Annotated in this window: 15 protein-coding genes; 3 read left to right on the top strand and 12 right to left on the bottom strand. The window is 64.0% G+C overall.

Annotated elements, in window-relative coordinates; genetic code table 11:
* Positions 1–11: 11 nt before the first annotated feature.
* Positions 12–806 (top strand): Crp/Fnr family transcriptional regulator, encoded by a 795-nt coding sequence (locus MA09_RS14215; protein WP_027866725.1) that lies wholly within the window; start codon positions 12–14, stop codon positions 804–806.
* Positions 807–974: 168 nt separating this feature from the next.
* On the opposite strand, the gene MA09_RS23740 is transcribed toward MA09_RS14215, so the two are convergent.
* From MA09_RS23740 to MA09_RS14235, 3 genes are all read right to left on the bottom strand, one after another.
* Positions 975–2,069 carry a glycine zipper 2TM domain-containing protein gene (locus tag MA09_RS23740; protein ID WP_051933438.1) on the bottom strand — a complete coding sequence of 365 codons (1,095 nt, stop codon included), beginning with the start codon at positions 2,067–2,069 and terminating at the stop codon, positions 975–977.
* 86 nt (positions 2,070–2,155) lie between these two features.
* A complete protein-coding gene (gene pdeM, locus MA09_RS14230) occupies positions 2,156–2,842 on the bottom strand; it encodes a ligase-associated DNA damage response endonuclease PdeM (protein ID WP_036249551.1) in 687 nt (228 codons plus the stop codon).
* A complete protein-coding gene (locus MA09_RS14235) occupies positions 2,839–5,298 on the bottom strand; it encodes a ligase-associated DNA damage response DEXH box helicase (protein WP_036249552.1) in 2,460 nt (819 codons plus the stop codon). The genes pdeM and MA09_RS14235 overlap by 4 nt, the downstream gene beginning before the upstream one ends.
* A 310-nt stretch (positions 5,299–5,608) precedes the next feature.
* Here MA09_RS14235 and MA09_RS14240 point away from each other — a divergent pair, with 310 nt between their 5' ends.
* Together MA09_RS14240 and MA09_RS14245 are read left to right on the top strand one after the other, a co-directional pair.
* Entirely contained in the window at positions 5,609–5,845 is a 237-nt protein-coding gene (locus tag MA09_RS14240) for a hypothetical protein (protein WP_036249554.1), read from the top strand.
* Positions 5,846–5,879: 34 nt separating this feature from the next.
* Complete coding sequence (locus MA09_RS14245; protein WP_229440711.1) at positions 5,880–6,947, top strand: diguanylate cyclase; 1,068 nt, start codon at positions 5,880–5,882, stop codon at positions 6,945–6,947.
* Here MA09_RS14245 and MA09_RS14250 read toward each other — a convergent pair.
* The 9 genes from MA09_RS14250 to ahpC all read right to left on the bottom strand — a co-directional run bounded on the left by MA09_RS14250 (position 6,944) and on the right by ahpC (position 17,233).
* Complete coding sequence (locus MA09_RS14250) at positions 6,944–8,572, bottom strand: ATP-dependent DNA ligase (RefSeq protein WP_036249556.1); 1,629 nt, start codon at positions 8,570–8,572, stop codon at positions 6,944–6,946. The genes MA09_RS14245 and MA09_RS14250 overlap by 4 nt on opposite strands.
* Positions 8,565–9,650, bottom strand: coding sequence for a ligase-associated DNA damage response exonuclease (locus tag MA09_RS14255; RefSeq protein ID WP_036249558.1), 1,086 nt, complete (start codon positions 9,648–9,650; stop codon positions 8,565–8,567). Before MA09_RS14255 ends, MA09_RS14250 begins: the two co-directional genes overlap by 8 nt.
* 28 nt (positions 9,651–9,678) lie before the next feature.
* On the bottom strand, positions 9,679–11,388 hold the full coding sequence (locus MA09_RS14260) for an ATP-dependent DNA helicase RecQ (protein WP_036249559.1): 1,710 nt from the start codon (positions 11,386–11,388) through the stop codon (positions 9,679–9,681).
* A 374-nt stretch (positions 11,389–11,762) separates the two neighbouring features.
* Positions 11,763–12,161, bottom strand: a complete 399-nt coding sequence (locus MA09_RS14265) for a response regulator (protein ID WP_036249560.1) — start codon at positions 12,159–12,161, stop codon at positions 11,763–11,765.
* Positions 12,154–13,326 carry a HAMP domain-containing sensor histidine kinase gene (locus tag MA09_RS14270; RefSeq protein ID WP_229440713.1) on the bottom strand — a complete coding sequence of 391 codons (1,173 nt, stop codon included), beginning with the start codon at positions 13,324–13,326 and terminating at the stop codon, positions 12,154–12,156. The genes MA09_RS14265 and MA09_RS14270 overlap by 8 nt, the downstream gene beginning before the upstream one ends.
* A gap of 397 nt (positions 13,327–13,723) precedes the next feature.
* A complete protein-coding gene (locus MA09_RS14275) occupies positions 13,724–14,251 on the bottom strand; it encodes a GNAT family N-acetyltransferase (protein WP_036249561.1) in 528 nt (175 codons plus the stop codon).
* Positions 14,248–14,838, bottom strand: coding sequence for a helix-turn-helix domain-containing protein (locus MA09_RS14280; protein WP_036249563.1), 591 nt, complete (start codon positions 14,836–14,838; stop codon positions 14,248–14,250). The genes MA09_RS14275 and MA09_RS14280 overlap by 4 nt, the downstream gene beginning before the upstream one ends.
* 126 nt (positions 14,839–14,964) lie before the next feature.
* Positions 14,965–16,548, bottom strand: coding sequence for an alkyl hydroperoxide reductase subunit F (ahpF, locus tag MA09_RS14285; RefSeq protein ID WP_036249565.1), 1,584 nt, complete (start codon positions 16,546–16,548; stop codon positions 14,965–14,967).
* Between the two features lie 121 nt (positions 16,549–16,669).
* A complete protein-coding gene (gene ahpC / locus MA09_RS14290) occupies positions 16,670–17,233 on the bottom strand; it encodes an alkyl hydroperoxide reductase subunit C (protein ID WP_036249567.1) in 564 nt (187 codons plus the stop codon).
* Positions 17,234–17,450: the final 217 nt, after the last annotated feature.

Raw genomic sequence — 17,450 nt, forward strand, 5'->3', positions numbered from 1 at the left:
TGCACTCCCCCATGGAAGCTGGCCGCCAGCGCCAGGGACGCCTCTGGTCCAACCTCAAGGAAGTCTGCGACCTGCTCCGCATCCCGGCCAGCGTCTCGGTGACTTCCGAAGAATTGCTGTTCCAGCATGTCCAGTTCAAGACCGGCCAGCGTGTCCACACCATCGGCCAGGCCTTCGACACCCTGTACATCGTCAACTCGGGCTTCCTCAAGACCGTGCTCATCGACGAGTTCGGCAACGAGCAGGTGCTGAGCTTCCCGATGAAGGGTGACATGCTGGGCGTGGACGGCATCCACACCCGCCATTACGCCTCGGAAGCGGTGGCCCTGTCCGACTGCGACCTGATCCTGCTTCCGTTCAAGAAGCTGACCGCCCTCGGCCGCGTCCACGCGGAGCTCGAAAACATGATGTACGGGGTCATGAGCCGCGAACTGGTGCGCGAGCAGACCATGATCGGCATGCTCGGCGCCCTGTCCGCCGAAGCCCGCGTGGCCCGCTTCCTGGTCTCGCTGGCCGACCGCTTTGCCGCAATGGGCTACTCGAGCAAGCTGTTCAACCTGCGCATGACGCGCCACGAGATCGGCAGCTACCTCGGCCTGACGCTGGAAACGGTCAGCCGCACCCTGTCGGCCTTCAACGAGATCGGCCTGATCACCGTCGACCAGCGCACCATCGGCATCAAGGACGCCGAAGCGCTCAAGACCCTGCGCCGCCTGCCGCCGTCGCGCTCGCGCACCAAGGGTGGTGCCAAGCAGAAGGCCGAGAGCGAACAGCCGGGTGACGACCAGGTCCTGGCAACCGCCTGAACGGTGTGCCTGAAAAACAACAAGGCCGCCCCTTGTTATGTAGGGTGGGCGGCTCTGCCGCCCACGCGGTGATAGTGGACGGATGACATAACGAACGGGCAGATCTCGCTGGGCTTGAACGCATGGGCGGCGAAGCCGCCCACCCTACGGTATAAAAGTGCTCTACCGTTACTGATCCCGCGACAACACTCCATTGTTCACCCGCACCCGATCCCCCTGGCGGAAACCCGGATCGTTCTCGAACTGCAGGATCTGCGTCGCGCCGCTGGTCGAATAGCGCACGACCACCTCATAACGCTGGCTGCGGTTCATGTTGCGCTGGACGTTGCGGCCTGCCATGCCACCCGCCACGGCGCCCGCCACCGTGGCCGCGGTACGGCCGCTGCCGCTGCCGACCTGGCTGCCGAGCAGGCCACCGATGACGGCCCCGCCTGCCGTGCCCAGGTAATTGCCATTACCCGACACTTCGATCACGTTCACCGCCTCTACCACCGCGCAGTTGGTGCAGTAGCGCGCCTGGCGCGGCTCGCTGATGCGCGCGTTTGCCAGTCCACCCGCCTGCAGCGGACGGCCCAGCACCGAGGTGGTGTAGCGGCCGTTGGCGCGGATGGTCGCAGTGACGCGGCTGTCCGGGGCAATCCGGTCGGCGTTGCGAATCGTGTACACGGCGTCGTACTCGCCCGGCCGCACTTCCGGCAGGAAGAACACGCCGCGCGCTCCGGCAATCGCTACTTCGACACGGCCACCCGGCGTGCCGAACACGGTGAAGCGCAGTTCATTGCCCGGGCTGAGGTCCGGGCTGCCCTGCACGTCGAAGCGCTCGATCGCCGGCGCCGCAGCCAACTGGCCGCGCCGTTCCCGCGGTGCGTTCGGCTGCAGCAGAGATTCGCTCAGCAAGCTCGTGGCAACCTGGTTGCCCAGGCGCAGGTTGGCGGTCACCCCGCTTTCCGGGCGGATCCGGTCGTGGGTGCCGATGGTATAGCTGCCGGTGTACTGGCCGGGCTCGACTTCGGTCAGGTTCAGGTTGCGGGTGGCGCCGTCGATGCGCAGCGTCGCAATGCCCCCCGGGCTGCCGTACAGGTCGAAATGCAGCCCGACGCCGGGCGTCAGGCGGCGCACTTCTTCCACATTGAACCCGTTGATGACCGGCCCGTAGGCGCGGTTCTGGACTTGCTGGGCCTGGACGGTGGCACTCCCCGTCAGGACCGGTCCGAGCGCAATCAGCGCGGCGAACCCGGCTTGCAAGAGCTTGCGGAAAACCATGGCTTCTCCTCCCTTGTCGATGGCGGTACAGGATCACCTCAATGTCGAGAAGAATTTTCGCGCCAGCACGACAATGGGTCGGTACGCTATCGTACGCAGTGGACGGTGTCGCCGGATGTGACGTAGATGCTGTCGCCCGGCTCCGGACGGATCGCATGCCCGCCGGTGAAGGCGCCAAAGGAAGGCAGGATCATGCGGTCTTCCCCGACCACGAAGCACGGCAGGCGCAGCGCATCGAAGCGGGTCGCCAACACATAGACCGGGTGAATATGGCCGGCCAGGGCATACCCCGGATTTCCCCCCGCCATATCGAGGTCGGGATGGTGGCAGAAGGCGAAGGGGCCGAGCGCATGCGGTTCGTCCACCAGGTCGATGCCGAGCGCCTCGGCCGGGTCGCCCGCATGGCGGTCGTGGTTGCCGCGCACCAGCGTGAGCTGCAGGTCGCGACGGCGTTCGCGCCAGGCCAGCATGGCTTGCTGGGTCGCGCTCGCATGGGCCGCGCGCGCATGCAGGAAGTCGCCGAGAAAGACCACATGGCGCGCCCCGTGCGCATCGACGAGGGCGTCGAGCCCGAGCAGGTTTTCCGTGGTGGTCCCGCGCGGCACCGGCACGCCGAGCGCGCGGAAAGCCGCCGCCTTGCCGAAGTGGATGTCGGCGATGACCAGCATGCTTTCATGCGGCCAGTACAGCGCCTTCTCCGGCAGCAGCAGGACCGTTTCGCCGGCGACCCGGACCGCGACGCTGCTGGCGCTCTTGCTTGATGCGCCGGTCATGCCGCGGCCGCCTTCTCGAGTTCGCGCACCATGCGGGCGACGCGGTCGGACAGCTTCTCGGTGCTGACCTTCTCGCGGAAGCGTTCGACCATCAGCGCGAAGCCGAAGGGCGTGGCGCGCCTGACTTCGCGGAAGGCCACGCGGCGCCCGTGCAGCTCAACGAGGGTCTCGCGCAGGCGCGTCAGCTCCAGCTCCTGCTCCAGCACTTCGCGTTGCGCCTGGGTCAGCAGCAGGTTGCCCGAGTCATGCTTGCGGAAGACTTCGAAGAACAGCGAGGACGAGGCCTGCAGCTGGCGGTTCGACTTCGGCTGGCCCGGATAGCCCTGGAATACCAGGCCTGCGATGCGCGCCACCTCGCGGAAGCGCTGCTGCGACAGCTGGGTGGCGTTCAGGCTGCCCAGCACGTCTTCCAGCAGGCAGTTGGTGCTGAACAGGTCCACATCAAGGCCCATCCCGGCCGCAAACATGCGGGACCAGTCCACCGGCTCCGGTGTGAGCAGTTCGAAACCGTAGTCGTTGATCGCAATCGAGAAGGTCGAGGGCTGCATGCGTCCGATCCGGTAGGCGAACAGCGAGGCCAGCCCCATGTGCACCGAACGCCCCGCAAACGGATAGACGAACAAGTGCCAGCCTTCGCGGCTCTTCATGCTTTCGATGACGAGGGTCTCGCTGGTTGGCAGCGCCGACCAGCGGCACTGGATGTCGACCAGCGGACGGATCGCCTCCATCTCGGGACTGTCGTAGATGCCCTGCGAGGCCAGCCGCAGCTCTTCCAGCGCCGCATGCGCCAGCTCCGAGGACATCGGCATCTTGGCGCCCTGCCAGCGCGCGATGGCGCCGCGGTTGGTGGTGGCGCGCTTCACGAACGCCGTCATCTCGTGCACGCGCACGAATTCCAGGATGCGCCCGCCGAACAGGAAGTGGTCGCCGGGCTTCAGGCGCGAGATGAAGGATTCCTCGACGCTGCCGATGCGGCCCCCGCTCATGTACTTCACCGAGATGGTCGAGTCGGACACGATGGTGCCGATGCCCATGCGGTGACGGCGTCCGATCGCCACATCCGGCACGCGGTAGACGCCCTCCTCGTCCGGCAGCACGCGTTTGTATTCCGGATAGACGGTCAGGCTCTGGCCGCCGCGCGCCACGAAATCGAGCGCCCACTGCCACTCTTCCTCGTCCAGGTTCCGATACGACCAGGCGCGCTTCACCTCCTCGTACAGCTCGCCCGAGCGGAAGCCCCCGCCCAGCGCCACCGTGACCAGGTGCTGCACCAGCACGTCGAAGGGTTTGTTGGGCACGTAGCGGCCTTCGATACGGCGCGCCGCCACTGCCTTCTTGGCGCCGGCCGCTTCCAGCAGCTCGAGGCTGTTGGTCGGCACCAGGGTCACGCGCGACACCCGCCCCGGCGCGTGGCCGCTGCGCCCGGCCCGCTGCAGCAGGCGCGCGATGCCCTTGGCGCTGCCCACCTGCAGCACGCGCTCGACCGGCAGGAAGTCCACGCCCAGGTCCAGGCTGGCGGTGCAGATCACGGCCTTCAGCCCGCCCTTCTTGAGACCCATCTCGACCCATTCGCGTACTTCGCGGTCGAGCGAGCCGTGGTGCAGCGCGACCAGGCCGGCCCAGTCGGGGCGCTCGTCGATGATGTTCTGGTACCAGATCTCGGACTGGGCGCGGGTATTGGTGAAGACCAGCGTCGCCTCATGCTGTTCGATCTCGCGGATCACGGGACCGAGCATTTGCAGGCCCATGTGGCCGCCCCAGGGGAAGCGCGCCACGTTCTCGGGGATCAAACAGTCGACGACGATCTGCTTGCGCAAGTCGCCCTCCACCAGCACCCCGTCGTCGCCACCGAGCAGCACCTGGCGCGCAAGGTCCAGGTTGCCCATGGTCGCGGACACACCCCAGACCACGAGCCCGGGGCGCCAGTGCCGCAGCCGCGCCAGCGCCAGCTGCACCTGCACGCCGCGCTTGCTGCCCATCAGCTCGTGCCACTCGTCGATGACGATCATGTCGAGGTGCTTGAACTGCTCGGCGGCTTGGGCGTGGCTGAGCATGAGCGACAGGCTCTCGGGCGTGGTTACCAGCGTGGCCGGCATCTTGCGCGACTGGCGCGCGCGCTCGGCCGAGCCGGTGTCGCCGGTGCGTGCGCCGATGGTCCAGTCGGGCGCCAGCTCGGCTGCCGAACTTTCCAGCGCGCGCTGGGTGTCGGCGGCGAGCGCACGCATCGGCGTGATCCACAAGACCCGCAGTCCGGCCGCTTTCCTGCCCTTGACGAGCGCGCCGCGCTGCAGGGCGGCAAACCAGACTGCAAAGGTCTTGCCGGCACCGGTATTGGCGTGCAACAGGCCGGACTGGCCGGCCAACGCCGCCTTCCAGACCTGGCGCTGGAAGGGGAAGGCCGTCCAGCCGCGCGCGGCGAACCATGCCTTGACGGTGGCTGGCGTGGGCCCGCTCATGCACCCCTAGGCGGTCGGACATGCACGCCGGCCGTACGCTCTTGATCGAATCTCGTGTCCATGCTTGCTTGCATTTGCAGTTCCAGGTGCGGCCGGGTATGCCGGAGACGCCGGCCTCGGGCCGAGTCTAGCAGAGGAGCATCGCGGGCGGCGCAGGCCATCCGTCCAGCGAACACGGGCCGGATGGCCCATGCGTCATGAGCTAGTATCTAGCGCGAAATAGTACTGAGGCAAACGCCGAACTTTTCCGCGATGCGCGGCGAAATGGGTGTATGGTGAGCCTTTGGAAAGCGTGGCGGACAGGACATACATGAGCGAACGGCAGAGGCGAACCGATATCGAGACGGCGAATGTGGTGACGCGCGGGGTCAACATCCTGATGGTGCGCGATCGCTCGGTCGCAAGGCACTATATGGAGTACATGCATGTTCCTGCAGATGTCATCGCGCGCGTACTCGACCACCCCGGACTGCGCCGTACGCCCAGCGCCGAACAGGCGATCTCGGAAGCGATCGTCCCCTTCCCTCCCGGCCCTGCCGACGATTAGGCCGGTGCCGGGCAAGCGAAGCATGGAGACAACGATGATGAGCAAAGATCAAGCAGGAGCCCTGCCCCTGGCCGCTTCCCAGCTGAGCGTTCTCCTGGCCTTGTCCCGCGAACTGTTCCAGACCGATGACATCGCCAGTACGCTAGCCCTGGCCGGCCGCACCATCGCCGAGATGCTGCAACCGGAAGCGGCCCTGCTCATCCTGCGCAACGGACGCTGGGTCCTGACGGGTTTCGACCACCTCGGCAGGGCCCATGACACAGACACGGCGCATTCTCTCTACCCTGCGGGGATGGCGCAGCTGTCCTCCCTGGAAAGCCCTGACCCGGACTCCTTCGTCGAGGATGTTCCGCCGGATGCACGCATGCTCTCGCTTGCCGTCCCCGTGCATGCCGCACTGGCCTCGCTCACCTTCGCCTGGGACCGTGCACTGCCCGAGGAAGCCGGGGATGGCTGCCGGCGCATCGACCAGACCATCCTCGAGCTGACGGCGGCGGCACTGGGCAAGATCGAAACGCGCACCATCCTCGAACAACAGATCACGCAGCATCGCGAGAACATGGCCAATACGGCCGCGGCCCATGCCGTCGAACTGGCGCTGCGCGACGAGGCGGCCACCAGGATGCGCATGCTGTCGCTTACCGATGTGCTGACCGGCCTGTACAACCGGCGCGGCTTCTTCGTGCAGGCGGAACGCGTCTTCAAGGTGGCGCAGCGCAAGCGTGCACGCAGCGCCGTGATCTTCGCCGACATCGACGGCCTGAAACGCGTCAACGATGAACTCGGCCATGACGCCGGCGACGGCCTGATCCGCGATGCGGCACAGGTGTTTCGCCAGTCCTTCCGCCAGGCCGACGTGGTCTCGCGCCTCGGCGGGGACGAGTTTGTCGCCTATACCCTGGACGATGAACGCCCGCGCGCGATCCTCGACCGTATCGAGGCCAACCTGCGTGCCTTCAACCTGATGCAGGAGAGGCCCTACACCGTATCGGTCAGCGCTGGCGTCGTATCCTGCAATCCGCTCAGCGGGCAGTCGCTGGTGGATTATGTGCTGCTGGCCGACGAGCAGATGTATAACCGCAAGCGCAGCCGCCTGCACTAGGCGGCTGCCAGCAACCCCTTCAGGGTATCGAGGGTATCGGCTTCCTCGACCGGCTTGTCGAAGCGCCGCCGCAGGATGCGCGGGAAGCGCACCGCGATGCCGGCCTTGTGGCGCGTCGACAGGGCGATGCCCTCGAAGCCGATCTCGAACACCATGGTCGGCTTCACCGAACGCACCGGCCCGAATTTCTCGATGGTGGTCTTGCGCACGGCATTGTCCACCTGCTGGATCTCGGCATCGGTCAGGCCCGAATAAGCCTTGGCGAAGGGGACCAGCTTGCGCTCCTCGCCCTCCCCGTCCCACACGGCGAAGGTGTAATCGGTGTAGAGCGAGGCGCGGCGACCGCTGCCGGCCTGGGCGTAGATCAGCACCGCGTCCACCGTATACGGATCGATCTTCCACTTCCACCAGGTGCCGACATCCTTGGTACGGCCCACGCCGTACTGCGCGCTGCGCGCCTTGAGCATCATGCCCTCGACGCCGCGCTGGCGCGACTCGGCGCGCAGCGCCGCCAGCGCGTCCCAGCTGCCGGCCTGCACGACGGGCGAGAGGCGCAGCTGCGGCACGTCGATGGCCGCCACCTCGGTCTCCATCAGCGCGCGCCGCTCGTGCTGGGGCAGCGCGCGCAAGTCGACGCCGCCGAATTCGAGCAGGTCGTAGCAGCACAGCACCGCCGGCAGTTCGTTCAGCAATTTCGCGCTCAGGGTCTTGCGGCCGATGCGCTTCTGCAGGTCGGCAAACGGCGCCGGCGCATCGCAACCCGGCTGCCAGATCAGGACCTCGCCATCCAGCACCGTCCCTTCCGGAATCCGCACATTGGCCAACTCGGGAAAGCGCTCGGTGATCAGGTCTTCGCCGCGCGACCACAGGAAGTTCTGGCCGCCGCGCCGGACCAGTTGGGCGCGGATGCCGTCGTATTTCCACTCCACCTGCCAGTCGTCGACCTCGCCCAGGGCGCTCGGCTCGCCCTGCAGCTGGTGCGCCAGGAAAAAAGGATAGGGCTGGCCGCCGCGCAGCTTGTGTTCCTCATCCGACTGCGCGGCGATCAGCTGCAGGAAGCTGGCGGCGGTCGGTCTAACGGAGTTGTCGGTCCAGCCCATCAAACGTTGGGCGATCAGCTTGCTGTCGACGGCGGCGATCGCCGCCAGCGCGCGGGTGACCAGCAGGCGCGACACGCCCACGCGGAACCCACCGCCGATCAGCTTCACAAACAGGAAGCGCTCGCGCCAGTCGAGTTCATCCCAGGCCGCGAACAGGGCTTCCCGGATCGTGCCCGGGTCGGCGCCGCGCAGGGGGCCGATCCTCTGCTCCATCCACTCGGCCAGCCCGACGTCGCTACGGCGGGTGGGCGGCGGCAGGATGTGGGCGATGGTTTCGGCCATGTCGCCCACCGCGTGGTAGGACTCGTCGAACAGCCAGTCGTCCAGGCTGGAATATTCGATGGCGTACTGGCGCAGCAGTTTCGTCGGTACCGCCTGGCGCGGCTTGCCGCCGGCGAGGAAGTACACCGCCCAGGCAGCGTTTTCGGGGGCGGCGTGCGAGAAATAGGATTGCAGGGCGTCGAGCTTGCGGGTGGTCGAGGTGGTTTCGTCGAGTTCGGCGTACAGGCGGGCGAATTCACGCATCGGCCGCTCCTTCCGGTTCCGATGCCTCCGTTTCCGCTGCCGCCTCTTTCTGCACCCTGTTCGCCGCCGCGCCCGCCGGCGGGCCAGCCTCGTCCTCTTCCTCGTCACCGTATTCGGTATCGAAGCCTTTGGCGTCCAGCCCGTTCTGGCACAGCCAGCGCACCATGGTAGGAATTGAACCGTGGGTGACGATCACCTGCTGTGCCTCGGTCGCCTTGATGGCGCTCATCAAGCCAGGCCAGTCGGCATGGTCGGACAGCACGAAGCCGCGGTCCACCCCGCGCCGCCGCCGGGCGCCGCGCAGCAGCATCCAGCCGCTGGCAAAGGAATCGCTGTAGTCGCCGAAACGTTTCATCCAGGGCGAGCCGCTGGCCGAAGGCGGCGCGATCACGATCGCCCGCCGCAGCAGCGCCTTGTCGATCTCGCTGACCATGACGGTCTCCGGCAAGTCCACGCCGCCGGCGCGGTACACACGGTTGAGCGGCTCCACCGCGCCATGGCAGACGATCGGCCCGATCGATGCATCCAGGCGCGAGAGGATGCGCTGGGCCTTGCCGAAGGCGTAGGCGAACACCACGCTGCAGCGCCCCTCGTCGGCATTGCGGCGCCACCAGGCATTCATTTCGTCGATGACCTGCTGCTCGGGATCCCAGCGGTAGATCGGCAGGCCGAAGGTGGATTCGGTAATGAACGTATCGCAGCGCACCGGCTCGAAGGGGGCGCAGGTCTTGTCGGGTTCGACCTTGTAGTCGCCCGAGGCCACCCAGACCTCGCCGCCGCACTCCATGCGGACCTGCGCCGAGCCGAGCACGTGGCCGGCCGGGTGCAGCGAGATGGTGACGCCGTTGTGCTGGATCGTCTCGCCGTACCCGAGGCCCTGGACGTGGATGTCGCCCAGGCGCGACCTCAAGACGTTGACGCCGGGCGCCGCCGACAGGTAGTGGCCGTGGCCGTAGCGCGCATGGTCACCGTGGGCATGCGTGATCACGGCCCGGTCCACCGGGCGCCAGGGGTCGATGTAGAACCCACCAGGTACGCAGTACAGCCCCTCCTTGCGGACGACGACCATGTCTCCCATGCGGTCCTTTCACAGAAAAAGCGCAGCCTCAGGCTGGCTCCAGAAATTCAGCCAGGAAGGTTCGCGGTTCTTCCTGGCCCGGAAACGCCAGTGTCACCTGGTCGCCGGCAACGGCCACCACGGTGCCCTCGCCGTACTTCGGCGCCTTGGCGCGGCTGCCGAGGTCGAATTGCGGGCCGGAAGGCACAGGAGCAGGTTCACGGTCGAATTCGTCATCGCGGATCTTGATGTCTTCCGTCAAGGTCAGCGCAGGCGGGTTCAGGCAGTTATCGCACTTGCAGCAGCTCTCGAAGCCGTCGACTTCGTCGCCGAAATAGTCCAGCAACAGCTTCCAGCGGCAAAAGCCGCTTACGGCATAGCCTACCATCTGGTCGAGCGCCTCGCGTTCCCGTTCAGCTTTCTGGACATAGACCTCGGCCAATTTGCCGAACACTCCCGGTTCAGGCTCCTTGTTCGGCACCGAGAACGCGAGCTTGCGGTTTTGCCGCAGCAACTTGGCATCCTTGAGCAGCTTGATGCAGACCTTGAGCTTGGCTTCACCTGCGCCCTCGAGTGCGGTTTCGAGGCGCTCCATGGTCAGCGGTCCTTCCTGGGCCAGTTCGCGCGCCGTCTCGTAGACCATGTGCAGTTCGGCTTCGGCCGGATAGTGCTTGACCAGGAAGAACTGCTGGATGCGCTTGTCGTCCTGCAGGAACAGCAGCGTGCACGTCGCATCGAGTCCGTCGCGTCCGGCGCGACCCGATTCCTGGTAATAGGATTCGAGGTTGGCCGGAATCTGCAGGTGGATCACGAAGCGGGTGTCGCTCTTGTCGATGCCCATGCCGAAGGCATTGGTGGCCACCATGACGCGGCGCTCGCCGTTCATGAACATGTCCTGGTTCTGCTTGCGCTCGCTGGCTGCCAGCTTGCCATGGTAGATCGTGACCGACTCGCCGGCTTCTTCCAGCACGGCCAGCATTTCCTCGGCCACCTTCACGGTGGCGGCATAGACGATGCCGATGCCCTCGGTTTCCTGCACCAGCTTCAATGCCTGCGTCAGCTTTTCCTGCGGATTGGTCACCTGCACCACGCTGTAGTGCAGGTTGGGCCGGTAGATGCCGGTGTTGATGACATTTAGCTTGCGGCCCAGTTGCTTGCCGATGTCGGCCATGACGTCTTCGGTCGCGGTCGCCGTCAAGGCCAACACCGGTGGCTTGCCAAGGGCGTCGAGGGCCGCGGACAGGCCGATGTAGGCCGGGCGGAAATCATGCCCCCATTGCGAGATGCAGTGCGCCTCGTCGACGACGACAATGTCGAGCGTGACCCCCTTGAGGACGTCGATGAATTCGGGCGAGACCAGGCGTTCCGGCGTGCAGAACACGATCTCGCAGGCTTCACCCGCGATCGCCTCGATCGCGGCGGCTTCTTCCTCGGCATTCAGGCTGCTGTTGACCTGCACCGAGCGGATGCCGAGCTCTTCCAGTTTCTCGAGCTGGTCCTTCATCAGCGAGATCAGGGGCGAGACGACGATCGTGATCCCCTCGAGCATCTTGGCGGGGATCTGGTAACACAGCGACTTGCCGCCGCCGGTGGGCATGATCGCCAGCGTGTCCTTGCCGTCGAGGACGCTGTCGATGACGCGTTGCTGGCCTTCGCGCAGCTGGTCGATTCCGAAGGTGGAACGCAGCAGGCGACGGATGGTGTTACGGCGCACGGCGAGCAGGCCGCGGTGCAGGAGTTTGGGTTCGTGTCGGGTCATGATGCACGCTACTCTATGCCTCCCACATGCCACGCAATATAGGACGCAGCCTACCTCACCCGTAGGAACTCAACTTTTGCCACGCCCGTCGCGTAACCTCAATTCTTCGTGGCAATGACACAAGCTTTACTCCTACAAAGCGACGGTGTTTTTGCCGATGGTTATGGTCGGGACAGGTGGCTAAGATGACACCATCATCACTACGAATCCAAGCGATCAGGGAGTCTCATCATGGCACGCCATCATCCAATGACCTGGACCGCAGTCCACCTGGCACTGGCCAGCGCGGCCACCTGGCTGCTGTTCGAGACCGAAGCGCTGACCGGCTCCCTGCTTCTTGCTTTTCACTGAGCGCACGGTAGTGCGCGACGGATCTAGGACTTCAGAAGCTGGATCACTGCTTCGATGGAATAGGGTTTCCCGATGAAGGGAAAACGGCGCGTGTGCCGCTCCCAAAGAGCACGCGCAGTAAATCCGGAGGTGAGAACGATCCTGATCGATGGGTAGGCGTTGGCAACAGTTTCCGCCAATTCCAATCCGGTCATGCAAGGCATCATCACGTCGGAAAAAATTGCGTCGATATCGCCGTGTGCTTCCAGGAGCACGAGTGCTTCACGCGCCGAATAAACGACCAGCACCTCGATGTCATAATAGGTGAGCAATTCTCCGGCGATATTTGCAAGCTCGGGTTCGTCATCGATCACCAGGGTCTTGAACCGGGGTCCCGCAATTCTGTGCTCTACCACATTACTGGTATCGGTATCGTCAATCATGGCTGCCTGGGCTTTGGCGCATCTTGAAACCCGTTGCCGCATCAGCATCGCGAAATCCTGCCGGCAGGCGCGGCATTGTCACCATGAAGGTCGTTCCATCCTCCATATTTGATGTGACATGAAGCTTCCCCTCATGTGCGTGGATGATCTCGCGCGCAATGTAGAGGCCGATACCCAAGCTGGTACGTTCCGTATCGTTCTGGTCCATTTGGCTGACGTGCGATGCAATGCGTACCATCGGATCGAAAATGCTTGCCATCTTGTCCGGCGGAATGGTTTCTCCCCGATTGTTCACGGAGATGCTGACTGTATCGTTGTCGCTGGAAAGCCGGACGCTCACCGGAAAATTCGGGGAGCTGTACTGGATCGCGTTACCGATCAGGTTCGACATCGCTTGCGCCAGGCGCCCCTCATCGAAGATGGCATCGAGCTTTCCCGGAACCTGCAGCTCGATCGAGCGCTCGGGATGGAAGGTGCGTGCCTCGTTGACGACCTCTTCACATAACCCGACAAGGCTGCTTTGCTTGACGCGGATCGGGATGCCTGGACCGAGGTGGGTACGCGTGAAATCGATCAGGTCGTTGATCAACTTGCTCATGCGTTTGCCGCTGTTGAACATCCTGGTCGCCACGAGGATGTATTTGGGCGGCAGGTCGACGGCTTGCATGAGAAAGCTCGCCCCGGAAACCACGGTGCCGAGCGGATTGCGCAGGTCGTGTCCAAGAATCGCAAGAAACATGTTCTGCGATTGCTTGACCATGAATTCGTAGCGGGCAATTGATTCGGCCAAGGCCTGGTCGACCGCTTCATTAAAGCGGGTAATGTCGGCAAGATCATTGCGCTGATGACCTCCCGTGTCAGCAGCCCACAGCATCAGCACGCTCGAACGCAATGCACGGTACTCGGAGACAAGCTGGACAACGGTATACCCCGACAGGAGGCGGGCCTCGGCGTGCGTCTCGGCCGCCGTATCGTCGGGCCCGCGCTTTCCAAGGCCTCTCGACTTGGCGATCTGCTCGTATTCGGATTGCGGTGTGGCCAGGTCGGCGGCGAAGGCATGCAGCATTTGCTTGGCATGGTCCCGCAGTTCGACATCGTCCATCGTCAAGGCGGGCGGCTCGATCGTTCGCGCAAAATCCTCCCATGCCTGCATGATGGGCTCCATGTTGTTTTCGATAAAACGGCTTAGTCCATATTGGATCATTGTGGTAAACCTTCATATTGCCGATTCAGCGAAATTCACCTAGAGCGGAAATTCATACTAACAGCTATTTCATATATGAGTCCGTTTATCGGGCTATTTCAAAAGATAGAAAATAGGCGGGCTTAATAAAGAAAAACACCTGTACAATACCGGTCCGAAAATTTCCGTTTTGATTTGCCGGCATTTTCCCGGGATATTCTGACGGCGTGCCGATGGAAGAAAAACAAGTCTTGTCATGTCGATGCATGCGATGTAATCGACAAAATGATCGAACCGAATAAGCGTTTATTCGGCCAAGCTACGCGTGCACACCGATATCACGCCTGCTCCAGGCGTCACGGCGATCCGTAGAGCAATGCTAGAGATGCTTGTAGAAGAATGTCGTCGCGCACAACTCGCCGCCGGGCATCAGCGCGAACTTCGGCACCACGCCGGCCCGCTGCCATCCGGCACGCTCGTACAGGCGTTCGGCATCGCCGCCGGTGACCGTGTCGAGCACCAGCACGCTTTTCCCCTCCTCTTTCGCCACCTCGTCGAGCTCTGCCATCAACCGCCGTGCGATGCCGGCGCGGCGCGCACGGCGATGAACGAGCATCTTGGCGACATCGGCCCGGTGCGGCTGGTTGTCCGGCATCGCCGTGACCAGCTGCACGGTGCCGACGATCCGGCCCTCGGCATCCTCGGCCACCAGCAGGGCACGCTCGCCGCGCGCGACACCCTCGGCCACGCCGCGCCAGAACGCCAGGGCCTTGTCGCGCGCCAGCGGCAGCATGAAACTCACGGAAGCGCCGCCTTCGACGCAATCGACCAGCACGTCGGCCAGGGCCTCGACGGCGTCGAAGGCTTCCCGGGCACCGAGGCGCCGTACTGTGACGGCTTCGTTCATCCATTCCTCCTGTTAGAGATATTCGCCTGCGTCACCAGCGCCACCACGTAGCGCGCCGGTTTGCCGCCGCGGTTATGGAAGGTGGTCGGCCGGTCCACGCGCATGGCCAGGCAGTCGCCGCTGTCCAGGTGCCAGTGTCCGTCGCCGACCGTGATGTCCATTTCTCCTTCGATGATCCAGACCTGCTGCCGGATGTCGACGTCGCCGGTCGAGGTCTCGAAGGCCACCCGCTGGCCGGGCGGGAAGACCACCTCGACCAGCTGGATCGGCGAAGGCGCTGCCGGAGACAGGTTGCGGCGCAGGTAGCCGGTGACCGGATCGGTCCATACCGGCTGCTCCGCGGTACGCGAGACGGGAGAGGGCTCGGCACCGCCGTCGCCGGCCTGCTCGAACAGCGAGGCCAGGGTGACGCCGAGGGCGCTGGCCAGCTTGTCGAGCACCGTGGCGGTGGCGCTGCTTTCGCCACGCTCGATCAGGGAAATGGTCGAGCGGCCTACTCCGCTCAGTTCGGCAAGCGTCGCGAGCGACAAACCCCGCTCCTCGCGCAAGGTTCGCACGCGGCGGGAAATCAGTTCGTTGATGTCCATGCGTCCATTATACTGGATTTATTCATCCAGTAAACTGGACGCGTAGCGCGTAAAAAAAACGCCATCCCATGAGGGGAATGGCGTTCCTGGCTGGGGAGCGAGGCAGGCCGGGCAGCCTGCTTGCCCTTAAGCTGCCTTGGCTTCCTCGACAGCGCCGGTTTCCTCCACCGGCAGGCGCATCAGGTAGTCGAAGGCCGCCAGCGAGGCCTTGGCGCCCTCGCCCACCGCGATCACGATCTGCTTGAACGGCACCGTGGTGACGTCGCCCGCCGCGAACACGCCCGGGATCGAGGTCTGGCCCTTGGCGTCGACTTCGATCTCGCCGTGCGCCGACAGGTCCAGCGTGCCCTTCAGCCATTCGGCGTTCGGCACCAGGCCGATCTGGACGAACACGCCTTCCAGGTCAACGCGCTTCAGTTCGCCGCTGTTGCGGTCCTTGTACGACAGGCCGTTGACGATCTTGCCGTCGCCGTGGATCTCGGTGGTCTGCGCCGACTTGATGACGGTGACATTCTTCAGCGAGTAGAGCTTGCGCTGCAGGACCGCATCGGCACGCAGTTCGGCGCCGAACTCGATCAGGGTCACTTCCTTGACGATACCCGCCAGGTCGATCGCCGCTTCCACGCCCGAGTTGCCGCCGCCGATCACGGCCACGCGCTTGCCCTTGAACAGCGGGCCGTCGCAGTGCGGGCAGTACGCCACGCCCTTGTTACGGTACTCGCGCTCGCCCGGCACGTTGATCTCGCGCCAGCGGGCGCCGGTGGCCAGGATCACCGACTTCGACTTCAGCACCGCACCGGTTTCGGTGTGCACTTCGATCAGCTTGCCTTCGACCAGCTTGTTGGCGCGCTGGGTGTTCATGATGTCGACTTCGTAGTGCTTGACGTGCTCTTCCAGGGCAACGGCGAACTTCGGGCCGTCGGTTTCCTTCATCGAGACGAAGTTCTCGATGGCGAGCGTGTCCAGCACCTGGCCGCCGAAACGGTCGGCCAGCACGCCGGTGCGGATGCCTTTGCGGGCAGCATAGATCGCCGCGGCCGCGCCGGCAGGACCGCCGCCGACGATCAGCACGTCGAACGGGTCTTTCTTGTTCAGTTCAAGCGCCTTGCGGGCGCCGGCGCCGGTATCGATCTTGGCGAGGATCTCTTCCACGCTGGTGCGGCCCTGGCCGAAGTGCTGGCCGTTCAGGAACATCATCGGTACCGCCATGATCTGGCGCGCTTCGACTTCGCTCTTGAACACGCCGCCGTCGATGGCGACGACCTTGATGCGCGGATTAATCACCGACATCGCGTTGAGAGCCTGCACCACTTCCGGGCAGTTGTGGCAGCTCAGCGAAATGAAGGTCTCGAATACATAGTCGCCGTCCAGGTCCTTGATCTGGTCGATGACAGCCTGGTCCAGCTTGATCGGGTGGCCGCCCACCTGCAGCAGTGCCAGCACCAGCGAGCTGAATTCGTGGCCGAGCGGAATGCCGGCGAAATCCACGGCGATATCGGTACCCACGCGCTGGATCGAGAAGGACGGCTTGCGGGCATTGTTGCCGTCGTTGCGCACGGTGATCTTGTTGCTCAACGCGGCGATTTCGCGGAGCAGTTCATCCATTTCACGCGCCTTCGGCGAATCATCCAGCGATGCAACGAGCTCAATCGGCTGCACCACTTTTTCCAGATAGGCTTGCAACTGCTTCTTGAGGGTTGCGTCCAGCATGATGTTTTCCTTGACTATGACGTTATTGTTCAATGTATGGCGGTGCCTGGAACCCAGAACGGGTCCCTGAAATGCACCGGGCCGCCGCGGCGGCCCGGCACGGTACTACTCTACTGCCAGCTTAGATCTTGCCGACCAGGTCCAGCGACGGGGTCAGGGTTTCGGCGCCTTCGGTCCACTTGGCCGGGCACACTTCGCCCGGGTGCGATGCGACGTACTGGGCAGCTTTCACCTTGCGCATCAGTTCCGACGCGTCGCGGCCGATGCCGTTGTCGTGCACTTCCATGACCTTGATCTGGCCTTCCGGGTTGATCACGAAGGTGCCGCGCAGTGCCATGCCTTCTTCTTCGATCATGACTTCGAAGTTGCGCGACAGGGTGCCGGTCGGGTCGCCGATCAGCGGGTAGTTCACTTTCTTGATGGCTTCCGAGGTGTCGTGCCATGCCTTGTGCGCGAAGTGGCTGTCGGTCGACACGCCGTACACGTTCACGCCCATCTTTTCGAATTCCGGCTGGAATGCAGCCAGGTCTTCCAGTTCGGTCGGGCAGACGAAGGTGAAGTCAGCCGGGTAGAACATCAGAACCGACCAGGTGCCCTTGAAGTTCTCTTCCGTCAGATCGATGAACTTGCCGTTGTGGTAAGCGGTGGCCTTGAACGGCTTGATCTGGGTGTTGATGAGGGACATGTATTCTCCTGTTTTCGGGTTGTTGAGAGATTTGATAGACGCCAGTGTACTGCCCTGGTCGTCTTTTGTGAAATTGATTGATGCGATGCTCGTGATTGATTTTAACTATCAAACAAGCATTGCTCTCCCCTTTCGAAGGGTAATCACGCCGGCAAGCCGGCGCAATCGTGAAGTGTGGACGAAACGACAGCGTCGTGCAACCCGTGCTTCGATTGAG

Source organism: Massilia sp. BSC265, from assembly GCF_000740675.1.
Lineage (GTDB): Bacteria > Pseudomonadota > Gammaproteobacteria > Burkholderiales > Burkholderiaceae_D > Telluria.